This window comes from Janthinobacterium sp. SUN137, assembly GCF_030587265.1.
Classification (GTDB): domain Bacteria; phylum Pseudomonadota; class Gammaproteobacteria; order Burkholderiales; family Burkholderiaceae_D; genus Janthinobacterium; species Janthinobacterium kumbetense.
Window position 1 is genome coordinate 1024464 of record NZ_JAPWHZ010000002.1, and the last position, 23220, is coordinate 1047683.

Genomic DNA, 23220 nt, shown 5'->3' on the forward strand with positions numbered 1-23220 from the left:
TATGGCGGTTTTTTTACAGCAGAAAATAAACCGGCACAGGCGGGAATATTTGCCGCGCCTTCGCAGTTATAGCATGTGCAGGCCCCGATTGCATCGGGGCCTGGCAACCGCAAAGCGAAAGGAGTTCGACATGCAATACCCCTGCTTCCTCCCTGGCCTGGCCGCGGCCACGCTGATGGCGTTCAGCGGCGCCGCCACCGCCGGCGACGCCATGCACGGCCAGGTACTGTACAAGAGCATGTGCATATCCTGCCACTCGATCGACTACAACGGCGTGGGACCCGCGCACAAGGGCGTGTTCGGCAGGAAAGCCGGCAGTGTCGCCGACTACAGCTATTCGCCCGCCGTGAAGGCGTCCGCCATTGTGTGGGGCGAGAAAACGCTGGACCAATGGCTGTCGGGTCCGGAAAAACTGATTCCCGGCCAAAAAATGGGCTACCTGGTGCCGTCCGCGCAGGACCGCGCCGACCTGATCGCTTATCTGAAGCAGGAATCCGCACGGGCCAGCCCTGCCCAGGCCACCAAATAGAGACAGTTGTGCCACCGCCTGCCAGCCATTGCCAGGCATTTCAAGGAGAAACATCATGATGGACCGCAGAAGCTTCATGAAACTGGCCGCCGTCGGCGGCGGCGCCGTGTTCATGTCCGGACTCTACGGGCATGCGCCGGCGGCGGCCGGAAAAACGGCAGCCGCTCCCTACGAGGATTTCTATTTCGTCCAGTTGTCCGACGTGCACTGGGGTTTCACGGGCGCCGCCAACCCCGACGCTCTCCACACCTTCAGGAAGGCCGTCGCCACCGTGAATGCGCTGGAAGTGCAGCCCGATTTCATCATCTTTACGGGCGACCTCACGCATACGACGGACGACCCGAAGGAGCGCCGCCAGCGCATGGCCGAATTCAAGGACATCGCGGCCGGTCTGACGGTGAAAAACGTGCGCTTCATCCCCGGCGAGCACGACGCTTCGCTCGACAACGGCGCCGCCTACAAGGAAAACTTCGGCCCGTCCAACTACGCGTTCGAGCACAAGGGCGTGCATTTCATTGCCCTCGATAACGTCTCCGACCCCGGCGCGCGCATCGGCGACACGCAGCTGGCATGGCTGAAGGACGACCTGGACAAGCAGGCCAAGGATGCGCGCATCGTCGTCTTCACCCACCGGCCCCTGTTCGACCTCGTGCCCAAATGGGACTGGGCCACGCGCGACGGCGACAAGGCGATGGCGCTATTGATGCCGTACAGCAATGTGACCGTGTTCTATGGCCATATCCACCAGGAACATCATCACATGACGGGCCAGATCGCGCACCACGCCGCCAAGTCCCTGATTTTTCCCTTGCCGGCGCCAGGATCGCAGGAAAAGCGCACGCCCCTGCCCTGGGACCCGGCCGCGCCGAACAAGGGCCTCGGCTTGCGCGAGGTGGAGGTGGAAGCAAACAAGGAGTACAAGCTCACGGAATTTCCCGTGACAAGGAGCTGAACCATGGACCGCGCAAGAAGACAGCTATGCGCAAGGTTGGCCTGCGGTATCGGCGCGCTGCTGACGGTAGCCGCCATCGACGCCCAGGGCGTGAAGAAAGTTGCTGCAAAGGAAAGAATCATCGCCATCCAGGCGAAGAAATTCGTCTACACGCCGAACGAGATCACCTTGAAGAAAGGCGAGCCGGTCGTGCTGGCGTTCACGGCCATCGATTTCATCCATGGTTTTTTCATCCCGGACATGAAAATCCGCGCCGACTTGCTGCCGGGCCAGGTCACCGAAGTGAGGCTGACGCCCGGCAAGGCCGGTGAATACGCCTTTTTATGCGACAACTTTTGCGGCAGCGGCCACGAGGAGATGAATGGGAAGATCATTGTCACGGAGTAAGGTGGACGAACCATAAAGTTCGACGCAAGCCCGCCATGAGGCAAGCGACTTCGACGCGCCGCGCGTGCAAGAATGTTAGACACTATTGCGCGTCGAAGCTTGCCGCGGCCATGGTTGCAGCATTTGACGCAAGCTGCTGTTTCCTGAGCTTATACGAGCGGCTGCTTTCGGCCCATAGCGACCATTCGCACCATCGTGATAATGTGTGAATTTTCTTTGTGAAAAATATGCTACCGTTGACCGACTTACATTGAAAAGTAAGCACAAACTGTAATTTTTGAACCACAAAGGAGAGCATTCATGGCACTTAAACCTGGACCAAAGCCGATAGCAAAATCAACAGGGGAGCCGGATCAGCGCCGCCGTGATAACAAAACCACACCAGGGAATACACCGTCCCTCAAACCTAGCAAATCTAGCAATCCCCCAAAAAATAAATGATAGGGGGCGTTAATTTACACTGCTAACCCGGTAGTCGGCGCGTCGATAACAACGGCGGCTTCACCACCGTGCGGGCGTTCATGGCCTCGGATGCCGCCTAAAAGATCGTCATGCTGCCAGCGCCAAACAAACGCGATGCGCTGAACTATGAGTGCCCGCGTAAGCTGCGGCGCGTACCTGACCGTCCGCTCCAGGCCTGTTGCCGTCGTTGGCAGGTTACGCCCTGAAGAAGACATATGAGCGATGCGTTTAAAACGAGAAAGTCTTTGCGGGAACGTCTCAGGAACCAGGTAGGCCTTATTTGAAAGTCTTTTTTGCGTGTTCTGGCAAAATGAAAACACCCAGCAATAGGTGGTCAACTACGTCGAATGCAAGACCAAGTTCTTGAAGCGAGTGAGGCTTCACCTCGTGAGCTGCGTCATTTCCAAGAGTACGCAGCTTATGTAGAATGTCGGCGCCATCCTGTGTCAGTACGCCAAGTCCGACAAGCGAATTGATCTTCGAGTATAAATCGCCTCCAGTCGCATTCTTGTCTTTGCAGACAGTCTCGATGATTGCACGCGTTCCTATTCCACAGAGCACTGGCTGGGTATCGTTCAAAGATTGGAGCGTTTCTTCATAGATCCGTTGAATCTTATCAGGTAGCAGTCCTACATCAGCAAGTGGTTGACGTCCCTCGCGAGGGTTAGGATATACATTTACGATCGGTTGATATTCATATTCGTCCTCGCCAACTTGCACAAAGTCGTGCTCTGTACCCGCAACTTTTCGAAACGAGAACGTTTCACAGCCAAGGCATCTTATGATTTGATGCTCAGTCGACCAATATGTGGAATACCCCCCGCTAGAATATTCGGTACCGCTCAGAATCGCTTCATTGACGATTTCATGTTTCGTTTCACGATGGCAGTCACGACAAAAGCTAGTAATTTTTTGACCTTGATGTTTGTTTAATACAAGTTTTTCTGCCATTTTCAACCTCATTTTTTTCATGCGCGATGAAGCGCACATTGTTAGCTCAACTCAGCTATAACATCTTCGTGTACTAGCCGACCTTCGCAATTTTATTCACTTTGTCAGGTTGTAGGCACAAAAGTCTATGAAATGTAAGAATCGGAAGTTGTGATTTCCCTATCTCTCACAAAGCTCTTCATTAACCGATTCACGTATTTTGCTTCCTGCGCACTCGACAAACGCTAAGGTTAGACGTCCGCTCCTGGCCGATAGCGGCCGTTCCCGAAGCCTGGCCGCCAGGCTCACTTGTATCAAATTTATTAATTTTTGTCTAAAACTATTGTTTTGCATCCGACCATTCGTCCAAAACCGAATCCTGCTGGCGCCGCCACTCATGGCGGCGCCAGCACCCCAAGGGGCGGTCGATCAGGCGGCGCGGCGCGCCCGCAGATGCAGGTGGCGGATGGTGGCAGCGGCCGCCATCAGGATGGCGGAAGCCGTGGCCAGCACGACAATGAACGCCTTGTCGAAGGCCGAGCGGGCCAGTTCCGACACTTGCAAGCCCAGTTCGGCCGGCAATTGCTCGGCGGCCAGCAGCGCCGCGTCGAGCGTGTCATGGGCATTCGGCAGCAGGCCCGCGCTTTCCGGGATCACCAGCGTGGCGCTGTAGACGGCCGACAAGATGGTGCCCAGCACGGTCACGCCGATCACGGCGCCCAGTTCATACGACACTTCCTCGATCGAGGCGGCCATGCCGGCCTGTTGCGGCGCCACGTTCAGCATCACGGCGCTGGACGCGGCCGTCATGACGGCACCCAGGCCCAGGCCCAGGATCACCAGGCTGGCTACTTGGGCCGAGACGGCGGCGTCATGCAGCAGCAGATACGATGCCATGCCTATGCCGGACAGCAACAACGAACCCCACAAGACCTTGGCCTTGTCGGCGCGCGGCAGCATGAAACCCGTCAGCGGGCCGGCAAACACGGACGCCAGCGGCAGCGGCAACAACAGCAAGCCCGCCTCCAGCGGCGACAATTCGCGCACCAGCTGCATGTGCTGGCTCAGCGCCAGTTCCATGCCGATCAGGGCGGCGGACGCCACCATGGCGGCGGCCACGGCGCTGGAAAACGGCAGTTCGCGGAACAGGGCGAAGTCGATCAGCGGCCGGGCTTGCCGCTTCTGGCGGCGCACGAACTTCAGCATGAAGAAGGCGCCCACGGCGAACGAGGCGGCGGCCAGCGCGTACGACGGCTGCGACTTGCCCAGTTCCTTGATCGCATACACGCCACCAAGCAGGCCCATCATGACTTGCAGCGAACCCTTCAAGTCCCACGGCTTGTCGCGGTTACCGGCCCGCTTCGGCAGGACGACGGCAGCCAGCACCAGGGTCAGCAGGACGATGGGTACGTTGATCAGGAAGACGGAACCCCACCAGTAGTGTTCCATCAGGAAACCGCCCAGCACGGGGCCGAATGCGGCGCCGCCCGAGGCGATGGCCGCCCACACGCCGATGGCGAACGAACGCTCGCGGTTGTCCGTAAAGGTCAGGCGGATGATGGACAAGGTGGCCGGCATCATCAAGGCGGCGCCGATGGCCAGCAGCACGCGGGCAAAGATCAGCCACTCCGGCGCGGGCGAAAACGCGGCGCACAGCGAGGCGATGCCGAACACGGCCAGGCCGGCGAGGAAAACGGGTTTGTGGCTCAAGCGGTCACCGAGGGTGCCGAGGCCGGGCAGCAGACCGGAAACGACCAGCGCGTACACGTTGATGATCCACAGTTTTTGCGAGGAAGTGGCCTGCAAGTCGCGCGTCAGCGCGGGCAAGGCGGTGTAGAGCACGGTCATGTCGACCACGATGAGGAACAAGGCGCTGGAGACGATGGCCAGCGTCAGCCATTTTTTCATTGGATGCATAAACAACTCATGGATTTTAGTGTAACTTTTAACAACTATCGGTATGGATGAATTTGGTGCTGCGCAAATATTTACGTTCCAGGCTGCCACGGGCCTGGGCTGGTCGGAGGCGGCGGGCGTCAGCCACGGTCGCCATCCTTGTCATCCACGGCGGCCGTCACTTCCGGCGCGTCGAGTTCGCGCAGCATGACGACGGACACTTGCTTGAAGCCGCGTCCCTGGAAGAAAGTCTGCGCCGTCAGGTTGTGCGCGCCGCATTCGAGGAACAGGCGGGCGATGCCGTGGCTGCGCAATTCGCTCGCTACCCACTCCACCAGCTGGCTGCCGATGCCGCTGCCGCGCACGGAAGGCAGCAGGACCAGGTCGTCCAGCGCGGCGAACGATTTCGAGGCGCGCTGGCGCGTGTCGATGGAAACCAAGGCCATGCCGACGACGGCGTCGCCGGCAGTGGCGACGGCCAGCAGGGTCGAATCGCCATGGGCCCAGTCATGCGACAGGGCGGCACGGATTTCGCCGCGTATGACCTCAGGCAAGTCCGCGCGCCAGTTGCCCGGCGCATCGGCACGTTCGCCCTGCAGCTCCGAATGGGAGATGTAGTCGGCGCTGACGTTGTCGAGGTAGAGCTTGCACAGCGCATCTTCGGCGGTGGCGTCGTGACACCAGCTGAAGCTGATGACGGGGGTATGGGCTTGAGCGTTTTTCATGGCGGATCTCGTGTTGTTGAAAATGTAAATGCATTTTATGTCGCCCCTGAATGGCATTCAAGTTAAAATCCATCTGTAAAACAGATAGGTGGATGTCATGCAATGGACTTTGGAACAAATGCGCTACTTCGAGGCGGCCGTCGCGGCCGGCTCTTTTTCGGGCGCGGCGCGCCGGCTGGGCCGCGCGCAATCGGTGGTCAGCACCTCGATCGGTCTGCTGGAAGCGGAATTCGGCGTGGAACTGTTCGACCGTTCGCGCCGCAGCGCCGTGCTGACGGAAGCGGGCAAGGTGATGCACCTGGAAGCGTGCGAACTGCTGCGCCAGGCCGAGCGCCTGCAGCTGCGCGCCCAGTTGCTGAGCGAGGCGCCGGAAGCGCAGCTGACCCTGGCCCTGGACGAAGCCCTGCCCTACCTGGCCATCAGCACCCTGGTGAAGGAATTGGCGGCGCGCTACCCGGCGCTGGAACTGGTGATGCTCAACGCCACGGCGTCGGAAGTGGCGCAATACGTGGAGCAGCAGCAAGCGGACGTGGCGTTTCACTTCGACCGCGGCCCCATCTCGCCCGTGCTGGAACAGCAGCACATCGGCAGCGTGGCGCAAGGCGTGTTCGTGGCCAAAGGCCACGCGATGGCCCACGGCCAGGAAGTGAGCCGCAACGAGCTGACCCGCTACCGCCAGCTGATCATGGATTCAGAGCTCAACCGCGAACACGCGTTCAGCCCCGCCGTCTGGTTTTCCGACAGTTTCTACAGCATCGCGGAAATGGTCGCGGACGAGCTGGGCTGGGCAATTCTGCCCCTGAACATCGCCAATTACGACAACTACAAGGGATATCTGCAGGAAGTGCCCTGCCCTGCGCTGGCCCTGTCGCGCTTGCCCGTGCGGCGCTTATCGATCCACGGCAAGAGGCTCAGCGAGACGAGTTTGTGGCTGACGACCAGGTTGGCAGAGTTGCTATTGGATGGGCCGCGGGGGTGAGGTCATGTAGTTAATACAGAACATTGGAAGCGCAAGCACCCGATAGACTTGCGTCCACATCGCCACTCGCCCCAAAACATCAAAGATGCTTTGGCTGGAAAGTTGCTACGAAGTTTTTAAGCAGTCACTGAGTTTATTTGTGCAACAAAGTCACTATTGATCGACAAATTCACTGGCCTTGGTCATGACAATATAATTTGAATTTATCCCGTTTATTGAAAGAACAGTGCGCATTACAATCATTGTTAATCACGATTATAATCCGCCATGATCTTTTTATCTTTCAATTAAAAATTCCATGAATCTACTCGATTTTTTCCGAACGCGTCCCTCACCAGATTCTTTTGCCTCCCTAGTCATGCGCCAAGCGCGCGCCGACGGCCAGGTACAGAAATTGATTTACGATGCGGAGCAGTTTCGTATTCTAATGGGTGAAAACAGTCAGCATATCTTCAATCTGGATAATGCCTATCACGATTATTGCGCCGCGCCGCGCAAGATGCGTGCGCAAGTGCTGCAAAACTATCTGGCCAGCATGGTCGTGCCCGGCCTGCCTGCCAGCTTTGCCGAAGCCAAACCCTGCCTGATGCCGGTGGTACGCAGCCGGGCACAAGGCGACTACTTGCGCCTGGTGGCGCTGGCCCAGCCAGAGCGCCAGCAAGTGAACGATGCCTACCGCTCACTGGACGACGATACGATCATCATGCTGGCCTACAACACAGACTCGCACATGGCCATCGTCGGCCAGGCCGTCTTGGCGCAATGGGGCGTGACGTTCGATGCAGCGCTGACGGCGGCCATGGACAATCTGCGCGAATGCACGCCGTACAGCTTTACGGATCTGGGCGATGGACTGCTGATGGGCGAATGGCAGGACGACTATGATTCATCGCGCCTGCTGCTGCCTGACTTGCTGAGTCGCGTCTGCAAAGACGCCGAACCGCTGGCGATGATTCCTTCGCGTGGACGTTTCCTGCTGGCATCGTCACATAATGTAGCGGGGCAATTGCGCATGATCTCCCTGGCCGACCAGCTGGTGCAGGACGAGGGACGCCTGGTCTCGGCCACCATGTATCGCATTGAACAGGGAAAAATCGTCGTGTTCCAGCCATCGGACGCGGCCGTGGCCGGAGCCTTGGCGCACTTTCAACAGTTAATGCGCGCACATCACTACGAGCTGCAGAAAGAGCAGTGGGATCGGGTCAACGACAGCATTGGAGAGGATATTTTCGTGGCCACTTGCATGTTGATAAAGTCAAAAGATGGCCAGCGCGTTACATCTGCGGCAAGCTGGACCCGCGGTGTCAACACGCTGCTGCCGCGCACTGATATAGTGGCCATGGTGGAGCTTGACGATGCCGGCGGCGAAAGCACCACCAAGATGCTGGCATGGAATGATGCATTGGCCATCTGCGGTGAGCTGATGCAGGAAGTCGATTGCTATCCAGTGCGCTACCGGGTACAGGCATTCCCTGCCGCGCAGCATCTTGAGTCGGCGCCAGCCTTTGAGTTGTAGCATTTTATTCAAACCATTGATATTAGACAAAGTTATTTAAAATTAAATTTCTAGCAGGACATGCAATAATGAAAATAGACTGCGACCATGCAAGAAAAGTTGAAATAGCGGTGGAATTTCCAATTTCAATACTATGCAAATATAATGGCCCTGACAATTTGGATGTGACGCTGGACGATAATATAACATACCTGATTAATGAAGCATTGAGAAAAGCCGGAGCATATGTAAAAAACAAGGCAATGAAAACGTATTACTCCGCGGAGAATGAGGAAATCCTAAGTTATCAACTGACATTGATCGTTCAACCACCTGGTGTTAACTTGCACTGCATTGTGGATGATCTGACTCAGGAGAATTTCCATCAAGGATTATGCATTAAAATGCAATCTCAGCATCATGGTTTTAGAATGGTCTATCCGCAATCCGCAGTCGGGTGAAGCTGAGCTGAGCATTGATGTACTTCCCAGGCCTGAATTCAAGAATTACTTTTCGACGGAGTACGCTTTGCAGTCGCAGTCATCGCAAGCCCGATTCAGCCGAGAATTTTGCTGTGAATCAGCGGGAAGCCACAACTCAGGAAGTCCCCTGGCCTTGTCGCGCCTGCCCGTGCGGCGGCTATCGATACATGGAAAGAAACTCAGCGAGACGAGTTTCTGGCTGACGACCAGATTGGCGGAGTTGTTGCTGGATGGGCCGCGGGGGTGAGTGCATGCAAGTCCATGTAGAAATGTGGATGTTTTTAATGGCGAGTTCCTGGGTGCTGATCCGGTGCGACAAGGAAGCAGAGTTAAATGCCGAGGTGTGGCACAATCCTGAATGGTCTGAACTTGAATGATCAAAGATGGCAGCATAAAATGACGGGCGCTGGCATCTTTATTGACACTAGCGACATTTGCTAGCCAAGGGAAATGATGAGTATTGAAATAGTTGATGTGGAAAATGTATTGAAGGATTTTATTCTGGCCATGAATGGTTGGGAACTTCATTACTACCCCGAGGTGCGAGAGAAAGGGCTGATTACTCTCAAAGAAAAAATGAAGCAGGATCTTGATGCTATTTTTGATTGCTTTTGCACCAAAAAAGAAAGAAAACAAGGTCGCCAGATGTCATTGCTCTGCAGCGATCCTCCTGAATACTCACCCACCGAAATATTTTTAAATTCATGCATCTCAGGAAGTAAAGCTGTCATTTCCACGCAGCAGACTTCGGGATTCAAGAATAGATACAGATATACATTTGGTCTTAAAAACCAGCAATGGTTTATTGATAAAAAAGAATGGCATGATGAAGAGGAAGGCATGGAGCGTTGGCGACCGGCGTATCTTTAGTCGCGTTCGCTCAAGCTTGCGCCAATGCGGGCCACGCGACGACGATCAACGCAGTCCCCGCTTCCGAGAGACGCCAGCAATCACAACGAGCGCGGTATTGTCCGCACCAGGAAAATAATGAGTATTAACACCAAACTGAAAAAACTCGAAGATAAGGCCATGGCCAAAGGCGAGTATGCAGTCGCCGCAGCTGCAGCCCATCTGTTGCACGATATTGGCTGCGTGGACAAGCAGATTAACCTGGTCGGCGCGCTGCACGAAGTCGGCTACCTGCAGAATTCGTTTGCTCCATACTGGAAAGAATTCAGAACTGATGAATTGGCATGGATAGAACGCTGTTTGGCCAGGCTTGTCACTGCTGATCATGATTATTGGGCGCTTGCCGCGCTTCTGGGCTGCAATGGTCCAACGACCATCAGCATCGCCATTGGCCAGGGTTTTAAATCCGCTGCAACAAGGCTTTACGAACGTTTTGACAAACCCAAGGTCCATGTCGATACTTTATATTTGACAGCTAATGGAGAAGTGCTGCATCCCGTATTGGAAGTCGGCTATGACATCAAAGACATGAAAACTGTCGACATGGGAAGAGCACGGGCACTTAATCTGAAGAATAAACAATGGAAGCCAGGCGATCGTATGGGCGACGGCGGACTGTCACTTTCCATGCAGGCCAAACTTCCGCATGGCGCATGGCGCTCGGTATGGACGGCTTTTAAAACATGGGATGCATGACGACATGATGAATTGCAGGACAGTCAATGCATGGTTGGAAATGGCGCAAGACGATGAAGTGTTCATTGATGCCGACGACATCAACCGCGAAGCGATGGAGAACATGTGGAGCTTTTCGCCCACGGATGAGGAAACGCCGCAGATTCATGCAGCCGATATCGTTGCATTCATCGAGGAATTGATCGCGGCACGCAGCGACGCGCTCGCTGGCGAGGAAATGTTGTTCTATTGCTGGCACGATGTGCAGTGCCGCCAGTTGCGCTTCAGCCTGGTGTCGCGCTCGCATGGCCGGCTGCCGTTTCGCCGCGAGGTGCGCGAAACGCAGGATTTATCTCTGATCGCCGACCGCGTGGTGAACGGGGACTGGCGCAACGAGGATGTTATGCAGGCGCCGTCGGAGGAAGGCGATGCGCAAGAGGCGCCGCCGTTCATCCTGCCCGTATTTGTCGTGCCCGTGCCGTAGGAATCGGCGCGGCGCCGGGTCTTCACTCCATTTACGCCTGAAAACGTGCGGGCCGGCAAGCTTCCAGGGCTGACGCTGGCTGGCCGTCAACAATTTCCCCGCTGGCAAGCTGACCCACGATGCCTGCCAGCACGACGCCCGGATGCATGGCGCACACGTACGCGCCTTCGACCTGCGGCAAATAGCCGATGATGGGCACGCCATCGACGGGCATGGGGCGCAGGCCGATGCAGGCAAATTCCGGCGCGATGGCCTCGGCGCCCTCAAGTTCACTGCGGATCGCGCCGGCCACGCGCTGCGCCATGGCGGCCGGCTGGTTTTCCGGCGCGTCGTCCACGTAATCTTCCGCCGCCAGCATGGCGCCGTCTTCGTCTTGCCGCACTTCCATGGCATGGCTGGAAATAATGCCGCGCACCACGCCGGGCGGCGCCTGGTAGCGCAGGAAGATGGCGGGTGAGGCGTGGATGGGCAGGCTGGTGCCCAGCTGCTCCGCCAGCGCGGCAGTGGCGGTGCCTGCCGCCAACACGATCACGTCCGCATCGATGAGGCCAGCGGCCGTTTCCACGCCCCTCACCTTCCCGTCCTGGACGGCAAAGTCCAGCACGGGCGTGTGCGTGCGGACCGTCGCACCGAGCGCCCGGGCCGCTGCCAGCAAAGCGTGCGTCGCGGCGACGGCGTCGAGGGCGCCCTGCTCCGGCTCGTACAGCGCCTGTTCCGGCGGTTGCCGCAACTGCGGTTCCAGCTGGGCGATGCGGGTGCGGTCAATCACCATGCACGACGGAGAAACGCGCCCATCCTGCGTGCCGTACGACAAGGCGCCATGCCAGCGCACCGCCAAGCCTGGCACCTGCGTTTCCAGCCGGCGCCAGGCGGCGATGGCGCCGCCGCGCAGGGCCGAGATGGGATCCTCCCCCGCGCAGGACGCGTTAAGCCAGGCAAACGAGGTGCCCGTCACGCCGGAAGCGATGCCGCCCCCCTCGACGACGGTGACTTTCGCCCCCTTGCTGGCCAGGTGGTAGGCGAGCGATGCGCCGACGATGCCGGCGCCGACGACGACGATGCGTTTTGAGGTTTCTTGATTCATATCTGGCAACTTTGCATATTTATCATAGGGCAGAGTCTACCCCAGCCGCCCGCAATTCCAGCGCAAACCGGTGGCCATCGACGACGTTGCCTTCCACGATGGCAATATCGGGCACAGCCATTCCCTGCGCGAAACCGCAGCGTTCCAGCACGCGGATCGACGCCGCATTGCCGTCGATGGCGTAAGCGCACAGGCTGGCCAGCCGCCATTCGTCTTGCGCCAGGGCAATCAGGTACTGCAGCGCGGCCGTGGCCAGGCCCTTGCCCGCCTGCTGTTCCCCGATGCGGTAGCCGACTTCGGCTACGCCTTGCTCCCGGTCAATGTCCTTGAGGTTGGCGCGCCCGATCAACTGTCCGTGTTCGTCCACGATGACGCAGGGGTGCATGCGTCCCTGTGCGTGCTCGTCCAGGAATTGCGCGACGTGCGCGTGGATGCCGTCGATGCTGTAAAAAGCGTCCGGACGCCGGTCGATATGGCGCTCGAACCATGCCCGGTTGGCTTGCTCGAAGACCAGCAAGGGCGCGGCGTCGTCCGGGCGCAGGGTGCGTATGGCAAAGGTGCTCATGGAAACTCCTGGAAAGGCATGAGTCTAGTGACGCGTGGCCCGGCCCGTCAATCTTGATTCCATGAATCAATATAAAGTGACAAACGCTACAATGGCCGTCATGAACAACGATCTGTCCGCCCTTGACGCGGCGCGCCTGCTGGGCGTCAGCCTGCCCACCCTGTATTCCTATGTGAGCCGGGGCTTGCTCGCTTCCGTCAGCGATGGAGAATCGCGGCGCAAGCGCTATCCGCAGGAAGACGTGCTGCGCCTGGCGGCCCGTAAAAATGACGCCAAGCGCGGTGGCCAGACGGCCGTGGCCGCCATGCACTGGGGCTTGCCCGTGCTGGAGACGCGCATTTCCCACATCCTCGATGGCCGCTTGCTGTACCGCGGCTGCGATGCGGCGGCGCTGGCGCGGCACGCGACGCTGGAAATGACAGCCAGCCTGCTGTGGGACGATGGTGCGAGTGACTATTTTCAGCAAGACGCGCCTGCCCAGCCGCCAGGATTGACCCGCGCGCCGGACGCGCCGCCGCTGGCACGCGCCATGCTTGCCATGGCCATGCTGACGACAGCGGACATGCCGCACTCGCTGCAATCCGGCCCCGCCGTGATGCGCATCCTGGCCGCCGCCCTGCTGCAAACGGCGCCGTCCGCCTTGCCGCTGCACCAGCAACTGGCCCAGGCGTGGCAAGCCGATGCGCAGCAGTCTGAATTGCTGCGCGCCGTCCTCGTGCTGCTGGCCGACCATGAATTGAATGCGTCGACGTTTGCCGTGCGTTGCGTCGCCTCGACGGGCGCCAGCTTGCCGGCGGCGCTGGGTGCGGGCTTGGCGGCCTTGTCCGGAAACAAGCATGGCGGCGGCAGCGCGGCAGCCAGGTGCATGTTGACGCAGGCGCTGGCCGCGCCCGATGCCAGGGCTGCCATCGCTACCTTTTACACAGCCATCGCGCCGGAATTCGCCGGTTTCGGCCACCCGCTGTACCCGCACGGCGACCCGCGCGCCGCGTATCTGCTGGGAAGCCTGTCCGCGATGTCGCGCGGGTCCCCGCAGCTGCACGCCATCCTGGCCGCCTGCGCCACGGCGGGCGAGTTGCTCGAAGTAAAACCGAACGCCGACCTGGCGCTGGCCGCCATGGAACTGGCGTTCGGCTGGCCCGAGGGCACGGGCATGAGCGTGTTTGCGCTGGCCCGCTCGGCCGGCTGGATCGCCCATGCGGCCGAGCACGCAGACAGCGCGGCCCTGATACGCCCGCGCGCCCGCTATATCGGGCGCCACCAGCGCGACTGAAAATTCACGCTTGATTTATTACGCATACGTAGTAGTATACTTCGCATGCGTACCAATACCTCCCCCACCCCAGACGTACCCGATGCCGCCGCCTGCCCGCTGGGCGAGCGTTCGCCGCGCCTGTTCAATCTGCTCAATCTGGCGCGCCAGAACCTGTTTCGCTCGGCCGATGCCGTGTTTACCAGCGAACTGGGGTTTTCCGGCACGCAAGTGGTCGCCTTGTTTGCCCTGAAAGGCGAGGAAGGCTGCCAATTGAAGGATCTGGGGCGGGCGCTGCAGCTGAAAAACTCGGCCGTCACGGGCCTCGTGACGCGCATGGAAGAAAATGGCCTCATCGTGCGCGGCCAGTCGGCGCTCGACGCGCGCGCCGGCACCCTGCACATGTCGCCCAAGGGCGGCGAGGTGCTGGCCGCCGCCCTGCCCCTGCTCGACAGCCTGAATGAACAACTGAAGCAAGGTTTCAGCGAAGAAGAACTGGCCGTCGTCGCCCGCTTCCTGCTGCATGCCTCGCGCCTGCGTTTCCAGCAAGACATTTAATCGGCAAGACGTTTAACCCAACCCTCACCCCACAGGAGTTACCATGCACCCCAACGACATGACCGGCTTGCAACTGATGCAAGCTTTCGCGCAAGGCCTGTTTCCCCGGCCCGGCATTTCCAAGACCATGCCGATGGACGCCCACACGATCGAGCATGGCAGGGTCATTTTCACGGCGACGGCGAATGAAAACCACACCAATCCCATGGGCGGCGTGCACGGCGGTTTTGCCGCCACCGTGCTCGATACGGTCACGGGTTGCGCCACGCACACGGTCTTGCCGGCCGGCGAAAGCTACGGCACGACGGACCTGAACATCAAGATGTGCCGCCCCCTGCCCTTCAACGTGACGGTCTACGCGGAAGGCAAGGTCATCAATGCGGGACGCAACCTGGTCATTTCCGAAGGCACGATCCGCGACGAAGCCGGTAAGGTGTATGCACACGCGACGGCCACCTGCATGATCATCCGTCCCCGGGAGCAAGCGGCCGCATGATCCGTATTGGCAACATCGAGGAAGCCTGGCAGGTGCTGCAGGCCATCCCAGAGTTCGACCGAGAGCGCAGCCTGGCGCAGTTGCAGGAGCGCCTGCCCGCCGGCGCGCTGGTGCTGATCGCAGAAGCTGACGGCCAGCCCGTCGGATTCAAGCTGGGGTATGCCGCCGAGGATGGCTCCTTGTATAGCTGGCTCGGCGGCGTGCTGCCCGCGCACCGCAAGACGGGCCTGGCGCAGTGGCTGCTGGAAGCCCAGGAAGCCTGGGCACGCGAGCACGGCTTTGCGGCCGTCACCGTAAAATCGATGAACCGCTATCCCGCCATGCTGCGCTTGCTGATCCGCAATGGCTATCAGATCCGACTGGTGGAGCACTTTGGCGATCCCGTCAGCGAGCGCATTCATTTCATCAAAGCATTGTCCAAGAACGCTTCGTAAAATCACTTTCCTGTCTTCTACTTCTTAAAAGAGCAACAATGCTATACACTGCGCCATTTTGGCTGTCCGCTATCGGCTACCAGGAGCGGACGGTCAGGTACGCGCCGCAGCTTACGCGGGCACTTATAGTTCAGCGCATCGCGTTTGTTTGGCGCTGGCAGCATGACGATCTTTTAGGCGGCATCCGAGGCCATGAACGCCCACACGGTGGTGAAGCCGCCGTTGTTATCGACGCGCCGACTTTCGGGTTAGCAGTGTAAAGTAACGCCCCCTATCATTTACTTTTTGGGGGATTGCTAGATTTGCTAGGTTTGAGGGACGGTGTATTCCCTGGTGTGGTTTTGTTATCACGGCGGCGCTGATCCGGCTCCCCTGTTGATTTTGCTATCGGTTTTGGTCCTGGTTTAAGTGCCATGAATGCTCTCCTTTGTGGTTCAAAAATTACAGTTTCTGCTTACTTTTCAATGTAAGCCGATCAACGGTAGCATATTTTTCACGAAGAAAATTCACATATTGTCACGATGATGCGAATGGTCGCTGTGGGGCGATAGTCGCCGCTGACCGCAACCGACCAGAAGCGGCCCCGGTGTGGGCCCCGAGCAATCACTGAAACTTAATGCAAATGTTGAATAAGAGACTTTTTGATGCTATTGCATCTGCGGTGGACTTGGATGACCCTGCGGAACAATTTTTAGCTCAGCGATTCATGATTGAGGCGATAGGAAGAGTAACTTCACAATTGCCTGTAGCTGCTAAATCAGCCGCAGCTGTGGCGAATCGATTTATCACCGGCGCGGCGACGGCTGAGGAAGTCATTGCTGAGCGTGTACGCCTCTGGCGGGCAATTGAAGGGCGCGATCAATCGGACGAGCCCGACGTTTTGAAAATAAGAACTGCCATCTGCGCCTTGCATCCTATGGATATTGGCGCTTCTGCCGAAACATTGGAGTATTTTTTTGAGTTTTGGCGGCGAGGAGGCTTGCCGCAGGCTGAGCTTAAGGCCGCTGTTCACAACAAGTATGGCATCTGAGGTGGCTTCAGCCGGCCAGGTCTCGCCTTCGGAACTTGAAATGCATCCTTTTCTTTGAAGTCAAATGATGGCTAAAAAGATCGCCTTTATTGTCCTCGGGTTCCTGGTTGGCATCGCATTCGATATGGTGCCTCATGCGGTTGAGGTCGTTGCAAAGAGCAACGTTTGTCGCGAATCATGCTCCAACTCGCTAAAAATCGTGTCAGTCGTCATCTATGCGATCTTGCCAATCGCATGGGCTGGACTCTTGGGAATCGTGATTGGAAAGCCCCGCGCACAACGAATACTGTTCATCAGCACCCTATTCTCTCTGCTGATCATGGCAGTATTCACCTGGTTTCTCTACAAGCAGCAGCACTCATGATTATTATCAAGCGTTCCGTCACCTGCTGAAGGCGCGCCGCAAGGTCTTGTCGGCCGCCTCACCCCGCCGGCTTCTTCTTCGCCTTCAATAAACTTCCCGCCGCATTTTCCTCGAAGCGGCCCGCCTCTTCTATATAGCCATGCACGGTGCCGTCGTGGCGCCAGCCTCCCTGGAAATCGGCACCTGCCATGCTGCGCTTTCTGATTCGCAATGCCTATTGGATACACGCCGTGGCGTACTTTGGCAGTCAGGCCAGGGAGCGCATCTACTTCATCAAGTCTTTGTCCTGGAACGCTGCGTAAAGCCGCTTGTTTGTCCATTACTTGTGAAATAAGCAATGTCGCTATACACTGAGCCATTCCGGCCCTCGACATCGCATTTTTGATGAGATGTGATCTGGTATTGCAATTAATGCAATGCATTAGACTTCATCCTCTCCAGAAAGCACGACATGCCAGAGATAATCAGACAGGGCGACACCACATCCCATGGCGGCACCGTATTGGAAGGATCCCCGCTCGACCTGTGCATGGGCAAGCCGATCTCCTACTTGGGTCACAAGGTGCACTGTCCAAAGGTGTATTTCCGATCGCCGAAGGTGTGACGACAACGTCGCTCTATGGCCGAGGTGTAGCGGTCGCTGGAATGAAAACCTCGTGTGGCGCCGTTCTTATCGCCTCCCAATTCTCCGACACAGTGGAATGGAGCACCGGCGCCGGGCGTGTAGCAGAGCGCTCTGCTAGCGTCGCGATTGCAGGAGCCGCAGCGCAATTAGCGCCCGGTGCTTTGCCTGAAAACGCGCGCGCTACAACCTTGGATGCATCCGAGAGCTATGACGAACAGCCGCAGCTTAACGCCGACGGAATCGATGGCGTTCCGTATTTTGTCGAAATAAAGGACGGACGTCACCTTTCTGGCCGCGCGACGATGGAAGGTATACTGCCGCGCGTGGAAACGTATAACGAAGAGGAATACACCGTCTACTGGGGCGATGTTGCCTTGGCTAAAATGGAAGAGATCGGCTGATGGCGGCGGCGCTCAAGCAACACGCGAAGATCAGGACCAACACCACGAAGGAGTCTGTGTGCAAGATTGACGTGCCCGTCGTCAAATTCGCCGACCTTTGGGAAAACTATGTTACTGGCGCTCCATACAAGCCAGGGGAAGGAGACAAGGGGGACTATAGTAATCAGTGCGCCTTACGCATGAGCGCGACTTTTCACAAGACAGGGATCAAAATGCTTTCCTTCTCGCAAAAAACCGTCAAGCCGATGCCAGGCACACAGGTATTGGGACGCGTCATGTTGAACGGTTCTCCTGCTGCCGCACGGGCCTACGAACTGGGCGAATGGCTCAAGCTCCAGCCGTTTTGCGGCTTGCCAAAGAAGCCCGAGGACATCACTGGCAAGGATTGGGAATCGAAGGTCAAGGAGCGTACCGGTATCATCATGTTTCATGCATACTGGACGCGCGGCGGGGAAGCGCCTGCTAGCGCAAGCGGAGGCCATATTGACCTTTGGAATGGCAAGCGAATGACGGTTTCCGGCGCTGAAGGTTTTATCGCGGTGGTGGGCCGAAGAATTGGCGTATCAAGTGTCCATATTCCCGGCACCTCGATTGGTTACTCGGACTTGAGCAACGCGACACTCATCCTGTTTTGGGAGGTCAAGTGAAACGTATTGGCCTGTCGGTGGGGTTTCTCATTATTGGGCTGCTAACAACCTGGGCTGCGATGTTCGCCGGCAGTCACATGTCGTTCAGGTTTCATATCAAGCTGTTACACCACGACTCCAGAGCTTGCTATGAAATAGGACCGTGTTCGGTATCTTGGTGGGTCACTGCCGCGCTTGTAGCCTATATTCTTGGCCCATCGTTAATTTTTACGGTGACGGGATGGGTTAGCGCACGACCCGGCGTTACTACATCTAAAAAACTGGGCAGACTCTTGATACTGACAGTCCTTACCGTCCTCCTGTATTTACTAGGGTATGTCATCAGTTGAATGTGAAATGAACATGTACGCTGCAAGGTCTTGCCGGGCACCCTCAGCCCGCCTGCTTCTTCTTCGCCTTCAATAAACTTCCCGCCGCATTCTCTTCAAAACGCCCTGCCTCCTCTATATAGCCATGCACGGTACCGTCGTGGCGCCAGCCGCCCTGGCGTTTGATGGCCTGGAAATCGGCGCCTGCCCGGTGCGCGCTGGTGGCCATCCCCCGGCGCAGGCTGTGGCTGGACAATTCCGGCACGTAATCGAGTTCGGCCAGCCTGGCGCAGCTTTCCAGTATGGTATTGATGCTGCTCGCGTGCAGCGCTTTCGCGCTGACATGGCCCCATTGATTGACGGGGCGCAATAGCGGCCCCGTGCGGATGTGCGCCGCGGCGAGCCAGGCGCGCAAGGCTGTGGCCGGGCAGCAGACGCCATCGCCAAACGGGATCGCCTTGACGATGCCCTCCCCCAGTTGATCCGTTTTCGAGCGGGGCAAGGTGATCACCATGCCCTGCGGCTCCCAGCTCACGTCTTCCAGCATCAACCCCGCCAGTTCGCTGCGCCGGAAACCGCCAAAAAAACCCAGCTGCAGCAAGGCGCTGTCGCGCAAGGCCTTGACGCTGCCCAGCGTGGCCAGCCTGGCGACGATCGTTTCCAAATCTTCCAAAGGCAGGGCCTTGGCCTTCTTTTTCGGCTTGCCGTGCAGGCGGGCGATGCCGGCCAGGGTCTTGCGCACGGTGGGCGTGGATGCGGGGTCGGCAAAGCCCTGGTACACATGCCATTGCGACAGGGCCGTCAGGCGCAGGGCCAGGGTGCGGGCGTTCAGGCTGTCCGCATACGCCAGCAGATAGCGGATGACGGTGGACTCGTCGGCGGGCAACGCCCCGCCCCAGACCTGGAAGTGGCGGATGGCGGAACGGTAGGTGCGGCGCGTGTTGTCGGACGTGGCGGCGGCAAGAAACGCCTGGTGGCGCGCAGCCAGCTCGGCATCGATCAGGGCGCCGTGTAACGGCGCCACGGCGATGGCGGCGCTTTTGGGTGCGGCGGCGCGGCGTTTGGAAAGGGGCAAATCGGGCATGGAATCGCTGAAATCGGGCTGGTGTACTGGGAAATACGCAGAATACCATGCAAACCACCCCCATAACCCGCGATAAGCGATCTTATCGCGATATATATTTTCTAAAAACGATCAAAATTTATATCGTAATATTATGAGATATTACGTATCATGTAATACGTTACTAAATTTCGCTCATAGGTGATTTCATGGCCCGCACCGGCATTCTGTACTCTGATGTTATGAAAGCAGCCCAAATCGTCGCTGCCGATGGGCGCAATCCCACGGTCGACAGCGTGCGCGAAGCGCTGGGCAGCACTGGCAGCAAGAGCACCATCGCTCCCCTGCTGAAACGCTGGAAGGAAGAGTTCCAGGGCGTGGGCGCCGTGAAAACGGAATCAGGCTTGCCGGCCGAACTGATGGAAGCGATGCGCGGCGTGTACGACAAGCAGCAGCGCGACGTGGCGCAGCAGCTGGAAACGGGCATGCGGGAAAACCGCGCCGAACTCGACGCGGCTTTGGCACAACTGAAGAAGACGGAAACGGAGCGCTTGAAACTGACGGAGGCGCGCGCCGCCCTCACCCAGGAATTGCGCGCCACGCAGCACGCGCTGGCGCAATTGAAGGAAGAGCACCATTTCCGCGCCGTCACCCTGGCCACCTTGCACAGCGATAACGCAGGCTTGACGCAGCGCCTGGCCGACCGGGGCGAGGAAATCGCCGCCCTGAACCGCCAGCTGGCGCAGGTGCGTTCGCAGTTCGACCATTACCAGGAAGCGGCCGCCACGCAGCGCAGCGAGGAACGGGCCCAGGCGCAGCAACGGATCAGTCGCCTGGAACAGGACAACACCCAGCTGCAGCAGCGCCTGCAAGGCCAGCAAGCGACGCTGGTGCAGCAGGACATGCGCCTGGCCCAGCTGCAGGCGGAGCAAACGACGCTGGCGGCCCAGGCCGCGGCAGACCGCGAAGCCCTCGCTACCGTGCGTCCCGAGCGCGACCAGTTCGAATTTCAATACTTGCAGGCGGCGGCGTCCGCCGACGCCCTGCTGGCCAAGCTCGACACGGCCCTGCTGGCGCTGAACGACGCCAAGGTGGCGCTGGCCGCGCAAGACCGGCAACTCGACATGCTGGCGGAAAACGGGCAACTATCGCAACAGAAAATGGAAGCCTTGGCGCAGGAGCGCGACGGCTTGCTGCGCGACAATGCCGGCATGGCGGCCAGGCTGGCCCTGCTAACCGACAACAAGGAGCAACGCCGGGTTTGACCCCCTCCACGTGTGGCCTGGGATAGCTACGACTGTCCCAGGACGGGCATCGCCCGCTATCGGGGTTTGTCCCTTTATTTCGCCTGTCCCATGACGGCCGACGGGGCGAATATGCGCCGCATTTCACGTTGACGCCGAAAGGCGCGCCGCTCGAGCAAAACTATGACCGTGCTGCCATGGATGTCACGTTTGGCAAAGCGGACCCGGCTGGCGGCGCTTGCTTGCGCGCTTCCGACACGCCCAGCACGAACAGGACGACCCACAGCACGACGCCAAAATAATCGAGGAAGTCGAGGCTGGCGAGGAACACGGCGGTATCGTTCGGGTCGCGCGGCCGGTAATGCACGCGGATGTGCGCGCCTGGCGCCATGCTGGCCAGGCGCCAGGCTGTGACGGCCTGGTCGCGGTGGCAGCCGGCGTTGCCGATCCGCGAGACGCCGATGCGCGAGCTGCGGTAGGCCTTGCCATCCACGCTGTAGCGGTAGCTGAGCTTGACGCACCAGTCCTGCGATTTGCCCGTGCGCTGATACATGCTGCTGCGCACGATCTCGGCGCTGGTCACGGGCCAGGCTGGCGAGGCGAGCTTGTCATACGCGCGCCAGAAGGAAAAATACGCGGTGGGAAGGGCGAGCAGGATCAGGAACCAGCCCATCATTCTCGCCAGGGCGGGATCGATGGCGCCAGGGTCTTTCATTGTACGGGCGGTGCGGCGCGGTAGCGCACCCGTATCCACGCGCCGAGGATGTCCACGCCGCCGTCGCCGGCGTCTTCGACCCAGCCCGCGCGCGCATACAAGCGCCGCGCGCCCGTGTTGGCCAGCTGCGTCTTGAGGCTCAGCCGGGGACCGAAGCGCGCCGCCACGGCGGCCAGCAGCTGTGTACCGATGCCCAGTCCGCTGTGCGCCGGGTGCACATATAAATGGTGCAGGAAATGCTCGGGCGCGTCGCCTGTGTGCACGGCCGCAAAGCCGGCGACGATGCCGTCACGCTCGGCAACGAGGATTTCTTCGCCCTGCGTCGCTGCCGTGAAAGCGGCGGCGCTGGCGACAGGGCCGAAGGTGTCGCGCCCCGCCAGCGCCAGGATGGCGGCGCAGGAAGGCGTGTCCGCCAGCGCGAATGGCCGAAGCGTGGCTGGCATCATGCGGCGGCGCGCAAGCGAGGCGATGCTGTGGCGAAATGAGGACGAAGCATGGCGGGCGCGTATCAGTTATCGGAATGCCATTATACGGTCACAAACGGCGGTTCAGCACGCTGTCGATATCGTGGGTTTTCAATTCCACTTCGAGCCTGCCGTCTTGCAGCCAGTAACCGTCGTCCCCCTGGCGTAGCGCAGCCAGATCGAGCGTGCCCAGCGCTGGAGGGATGGCGCCGGCGAGAACAGCGGCTGCATCGTCCCAGGCCGCATACAACAGTTTCAGGTACCAGCCGTCGTCGTGGGCAAAGGCGAGGAAGCGGTTTTGCAGGGCGGCCAGCCCCGTGCGCCGCGACGCGGCATCGTGGTATGCCAGCGCCGCGGCCACGTCCCCATCCTGGGGCGGCGGCGCCGCGCCCTGCCAGTCGGCCCAGGCATGGCTGCCGCAGGCGTGCAGGTCTTCCTGGGCCAGGGCCGGCAACTGTTGCCGCGCCAGGGTCTGGTAGCCGGCCGGCTTCCTGGCCGTCCCGGCGCTGCCCTTGCGCAGCACGATGCCGCCGGACTCGCCGAGGGCGGGGAGAAAATCCTTGAATTCGATGCCGGAAGCGACCAGCATGCGCTCGGCCGGGTCGTGCCACAGATACAGATAATGTCTCAAGTCGGAGTCCGTTTGGGTTTCGGTGTCGTATTCAGCGCCACAGCGGCGCGTATCAGCGCCTTTAATGCTGCCGTATCGAAGTGCGCGCCTTCGTGCAGGTCGATGGCCCGGCGCGTGCTGCCGTCCAGGCTGGCATTGAACAGGCCGGCCGGATCGGGCAAGGCGGCGCCCTTGGCGAAGGTGAGTTTCACGGCCAGTTTATAGGTTTCGCCCGTGCAAATCATGCCCGCGTGCGACCAGACAGGCACGCCGCGCCATTTGACTTCCTCGACCACGTCCGGGTCCGCCTGGCGTATCAGTGCGCGCACCGTGGCCAGCGTCTTGCCGCGCCAGTCGGCCAGCGCGGCGATTTTCGCGTCGATCTGGCGAGTAGCGGACTCGGCGCTCACCGCGCCATCCTGGGACTGCGTAGTTGGCTCTGCTTTTTTCATGGC

30 protein-coding genes are annotated in these 23220 nt (G+C 59.2%); 19 read left to right on the plus strand and 11 right to left on the minus strand.

The window, feature by feature from the left end; all coding sequences use genetic code 11:
- The first annotated feature begins 130 nt into the window (after positions 1-130).
- Genes O3298_RS12805 through O3298_RS12815 form a run of 3 tightly spaced genes read left to right on the plus strand, consistent with a single transcriptional unit; the run spans position 131 to position 1868 of the window.
- Complete coding sequence (locus O3298_RS12805; RefSeq protein ID WP_305059555.1) at positions 131-529, plus strand: cytochrome c family protein; 399 nt, start codon at positions 131-133, stop codon at positions 527-529.
- A 58-nt stretch (positions 530-587) separates the two neighbouring features.
- Positions 588-1481 (plus strand): metallophosphoesterase, encoded by an 894-nt coding sequence (locus O3298_RS12810; RefSeq protein WP_305059875.1) that lies wholly within the window; start codon positions 588-590, stop codon positions 1479-1481.
- A gap of 3 nt (positions 1482-1484) precedes the next feature.
- Positions 1485-1868, plus strand: a complete 384-nt coding sequence (locus O3298_RS12815; RefSeq protein WP_305059556.1) for a cupredoxin domain-containing protein — start codon at positions 1485-1487, stop codon at positions 1866-1868.
- Between the two features lie 738 nt (positions 1869-2606).
- Here O3298_RS12815 and O3298_RS12820 read toward each other — a convergent pair.
- From O3298_RS12820 to O3298_RS12830, 3 genes are all read right to left on the minus strand, one after another.
- Complete coding sequence (locus O3298_RS12820) at positions 2607-3281, minus strand: DUF4145 domain-containing protein (RefSeq protein WP_305059557.1); 675 nt, start codon at positions 3279-3281, stop codon at positions 2607-2609.
- Positions 3282-3689: 408 nt separating this feature from the next.
- Complete coding sequence (locus tag O3298_RS12825; protein ID WP_289911438.1) at positions 3690-5168, minus strand: MFS transporter; 1479 nt, start codon at positions 5166-5168, stop codon at positions 3690-3692.
- Positions 5169-5296: 128 nt separating this feature from the next.
- Positions 5297-5881: a GNAT family N-acetyltransferase gene (locus O3298_RS12830; RefSeq protein WP_289909914.1), complete on the minus strand. Its 585-nt coding sequence runs from the start codon at positions 5879-5881 to the stop codon at positions 5297-5299.
- A 97-nt stretch (positions 5882-5978) separates the two neighbouring features.
- On the opposite strand from O3298_RS12830, the gene O3298_RS12835 reads away from it, so the two are divergent.
- From O3298_RS12835 to O3298_RS12860, 6 genes are all read left to right on the plus strand, one after another.
- Complete coding sequence (locus O3298_RS12835) at positions 5979-6860, plus strand: LysR family transcriptional regulator (RefSeq protein ID WP_305059558.1); 882 nt, start codon at positions 5979-5981, stop codon at positions 6858-6860.
- Positions 6861-7158: 298 nt separating this feature from the next.
- A complete protein-coding gene (locus O3298_RS12840) occupies positions 7159-8376 on the plus strand; it encodes a hypothetical protein (RefSeq protein WP_305059559.1) in 1218 nt (405 codons plus the stop codon).
- A gap of 68 nt (positions 8377-8444) precedes the next feature.
- Positions 8445-8816, plus strand: a complete 372-nt coding sequence (locus O3298_RS12845) for a hypothetical protein (protein ID WP_289897929.1) — start codon at positions 8445-8447, stop codon at positions 8814-8816.
- Between the two features lie 471 nt (positions 8817-9287).
- On the plus strand, positions 9288-9707 hold the full coding sequence (locus tag O3298_RS12850; protein ID WP_305055467.1) for an NTF2 fold immunity protein: 420 nt from the start codon (positions 9288-9290) through the stop codon (positions 9705-9707).
- A gap of 117 nt (positions 9708-9824) precedes the next feature.
- Positions 9825-10442, plus strand: coding sequence for a hypothetical protein (locus O3298_RS12855; protein ID WP_305055466.1), 618 nt, complete (start codon positions 9825-9827; stop codon positions 10440-10442).
- 40 nt (positions 10443-10482) lie between these two features.
- The gene (locus O3298_RS12860; protein WP_305059560.1) at positions 10483-10905 is read left to right on the plus strand and encodes a hypothetical protein; all 423 of its coding nucleotides are present in this window, start codon (positions 10483-10485) and stop codon (positions 10903-10905) included.
- Between the two features lie 31 nt (positions 10906-10936).
- On the opposite strand, the gene O3298_RS12865 is transcribed toward O3298_RS12860, so the two are convergent.
- Together O3298_RS12865 and O3298_RS12870 are read right to left on the minus strand one after the other, a co-directional pair.
- Complete coding sequence (locus O3298_RS12865; protein ID WP_305059561.1) at positions 10937-11989, minus strand: FAD-binding oxidoreductase; 1053 nt, start codon at positions 11987-11989, stop codon at positions 10937-10939.
- A 22-nt stretch (positions 11990-12011) separates the two neighbouring features.
- Complete coding sequence (locus O3298_RS12870) at positions 12012-12554, minus strand: GNAT family N-acetyltransferase (protein ID WP_305059562.1); 543 nt, start codon at positions 12552-12554, stop codon at positions 12012-12014.
- Positions 12555-12630: 76 nt separating this feature from the next.
- On the opposite strand from O3298_RS12870, the gene O3298_RS12875 reads away from it, so the two are divergent.
- From O3298_RS12875 to O3298_RS12900, 6 genes are all read left to right on the plus strand, one after another.
- Positions 12631-13827: a citrate synthase gene (locus O3298_RS12875; protein ID WP_305059563.1), complete on the plus strand. Its 1197-nt coding sequence runs from the start codon at positions 12631-12633 to the stop codon at positions 13825-13827.
- A gap of 45 nt (positions 13828-13872) precedes the next feature.
- Positions 13873-14364 carry a MarR family winged helix-turn-helix transcriptional regulator gene (locus O3298_RS12880; protein ID WP_305059564.1) on the plus strand — a complete coding sequence of 164 codons (492 nt, stop codon included), beginning with the start codon at positions 13873-13875 and terminating at the stop codon, positions 14362-14364.
- 43 nt (positions 14365-14407) lie between these two features.
- The gene (locus tag O3298_RS12885; protein ID WP_152255738.1) at positions 14408-14860 is read left to right on the plus strand and encodes a PaaI family thioesterase; all 453 of its coding nucleotides are present in this window, start codon (positions 14408-14410) and stop codon (positions 14858-14860) included.
- A complete protein-coding gene (locus O3298_RS12890) occupies positions 14857-15294 on the plus strand; it encodes a GNAT family N-acetyltransferase (protein WP_305059566.1) in 438 nt (145 codons plus the stop codon). Before O3298_RS12885 ends, O3298_RS12890 begins: the two co-directional genes overlap by 4 nt.
- Positions 15295-15910: 616 nt before the next feature.
- The gene (locus O3298_RS12895) at positions 15911-16324 is read left to right on the plus strand and encodes a hypothetical protein (protein WP_305059567.1); all 414 of its coding nucleotides are present in this window, start codon (positions 15911-15913) and stop codon (positions 16322-16324) included.
- A gap of 64 nt (positions 16325-16388) precedes the next feature.
- Positions 16389-16688 carry a hypothetical protein gene (locus O3298_RS12900; RefSeq protein WP_305059568.1) on the plus strand — a complete coding sequence of 100 codons (300 nt, stop codon included), beginning with the start codon at positions 16389-16391 and terminating at the stop codon, positions 16686-16688.
- Positions 16689-16746: 58 nt separating this feature from the next.
- On the opposite strand, the gene O3298_RS12905 is transcribed toward O3298_RS12900, so the two are convergent.
- Entirely contained in the window at positions 16747-16878 is a 132-nt protein-coding gene (locus O3298_RS12905; protein ID WP_305059569.1) for a hypothetical protein, read from the minus strand.
- A gap of 261 nt (positions 16879-17139) precedes the next feature.
- Between O3298_RS12905 and O3298_RS12910 the strand changes: the two genes are divergently transcribed.
- Genes O3298_RS12910 through O3298_RS12920 form a run of 3 tightly spaced genes read left to right on the plus strand, consistent with a single transcriptional unit; the run spans position 17140 to position 18361 of the window.
- Positions 17140-17292 carry a PAAR domain-containing protein gene (locus O3298_RS12910; RefSeq protein ID WP_305059570.1) on the plus strand — a complete coding sequence of 51 codons (153 nt, stop codon included), beginning with the start codon at positions 17140-17142 and terminating at the stop codon, positions 17290-17292.
- 41 nt (positions 17293-17333) lie between these two features.
- Positions 17334-17714: a hypothetical protein gene (locus O3298_RS12915; protein WP_305059571.1), complete on the plus strand. Its 381-nt coding sequence runs from the start codon at positions 17334-17336 to the stop codon at positions 17712-17714.
- A complete protein-coding gene (locus O3298_RS12920; protein WP_305059572.1) occupies positions 17714-18361 on the plus strand; it encodes a T6SS effector amidase Tae4 family protein in 648 nt (215 codons plus the stop codon). Before O3298_RS12915 ends, O3298_RS12920 begins: the two co-directional genes overlap by 1 nt.
- A 372-nt stretch (positions 18362-18733) precedes the next feature.
- Here O3298_RS12920 and O3298_RS12925 read toward each other — a convergent pair whose 3' ends face one another.
- The gene (locus O3298_RS12925) at positions 18734-19753 is read right to left on the minus strand and encodes a site-specific integrase (RefSeq protein WP_305059573.1); all 1020 of its coding nucleotides are present in this window, start codon (positions 19751-19753) and stop codon (positions 18734-18736) included.
- Positions 19754-19974: 221 nt separating this feature from the next.
- On the opposite strand from O3298_RS12925, the gene O3298_RS12930 reads away from it, so the two are divergent.
- Positions 19975-20997 (plus strand): DNA-binding protein, encoded by a 1023-nt coding sequence (locus O3298_RS12930; RefSeq protein WP_305059574.1) that lies wholly within the window; start codon positions 19975-19977, stop codon positions 20995-20997.
- Between the two features lie 160 nt (positions 20998-21157).
- On the opposite strand, the gene O3298_RS12935 is transcribed toward O3298_RS12930, so the two are convergent.
- The 4 genes from O3298_RS12935 to O3298_RS12950 all read right to left on the minus strand — a co-directional run bounded on the left by O3298_RS12935 (position 21158) and on the right by O3298_RS12950 (position 23217).
- A complete protein-coding gene (locus O3298_RS12935) occupies positions 21158-21691 on the minus strand; it encodes a DUF3592 domain-containing protein (RefSeq protein WP_305059575.1) in 534 nt (177 codons plus the stop codon).
- Entirely contained in the window at positions 21688-22137 is a 450-nt protein-coding gene (locus tag O3298_RS12940) for a GNAT family N-acetyltransferase (protein WP_305059576.1), read from the minus strand. The genes O3298_RS12935 and O3298_RS12940 overlap by 4 nt, the downstream gene beginning before the upstream one ends.
- A gap of 88 nt (positions 22138-22225) precedes the next feature.
- Positions 22226-22786, minus strand: a complete 561-nt coding sequence (locus O3298_RS12945) for a hypothetical protein (protein WP_305059577.1) — start codon at positions 22784-22786, stop codon at positions 22226-22228.
- Positions 22783-23217, minus strand: a complete 435-nt coding sequence (locus O3298_RS12950; protein ID WP_305059578.1) for a DUF1801 domain-containing protein — start codon at positions 23215-23217, stop codon at positions 22783-22785. The genes O3298_RS12945 and O3298_RS12950 overlap by 4 nt, the downstream gene beginning before the upstream one ends.
- Positions 23218-23220 lie beyond the last annotated feature (3 nt).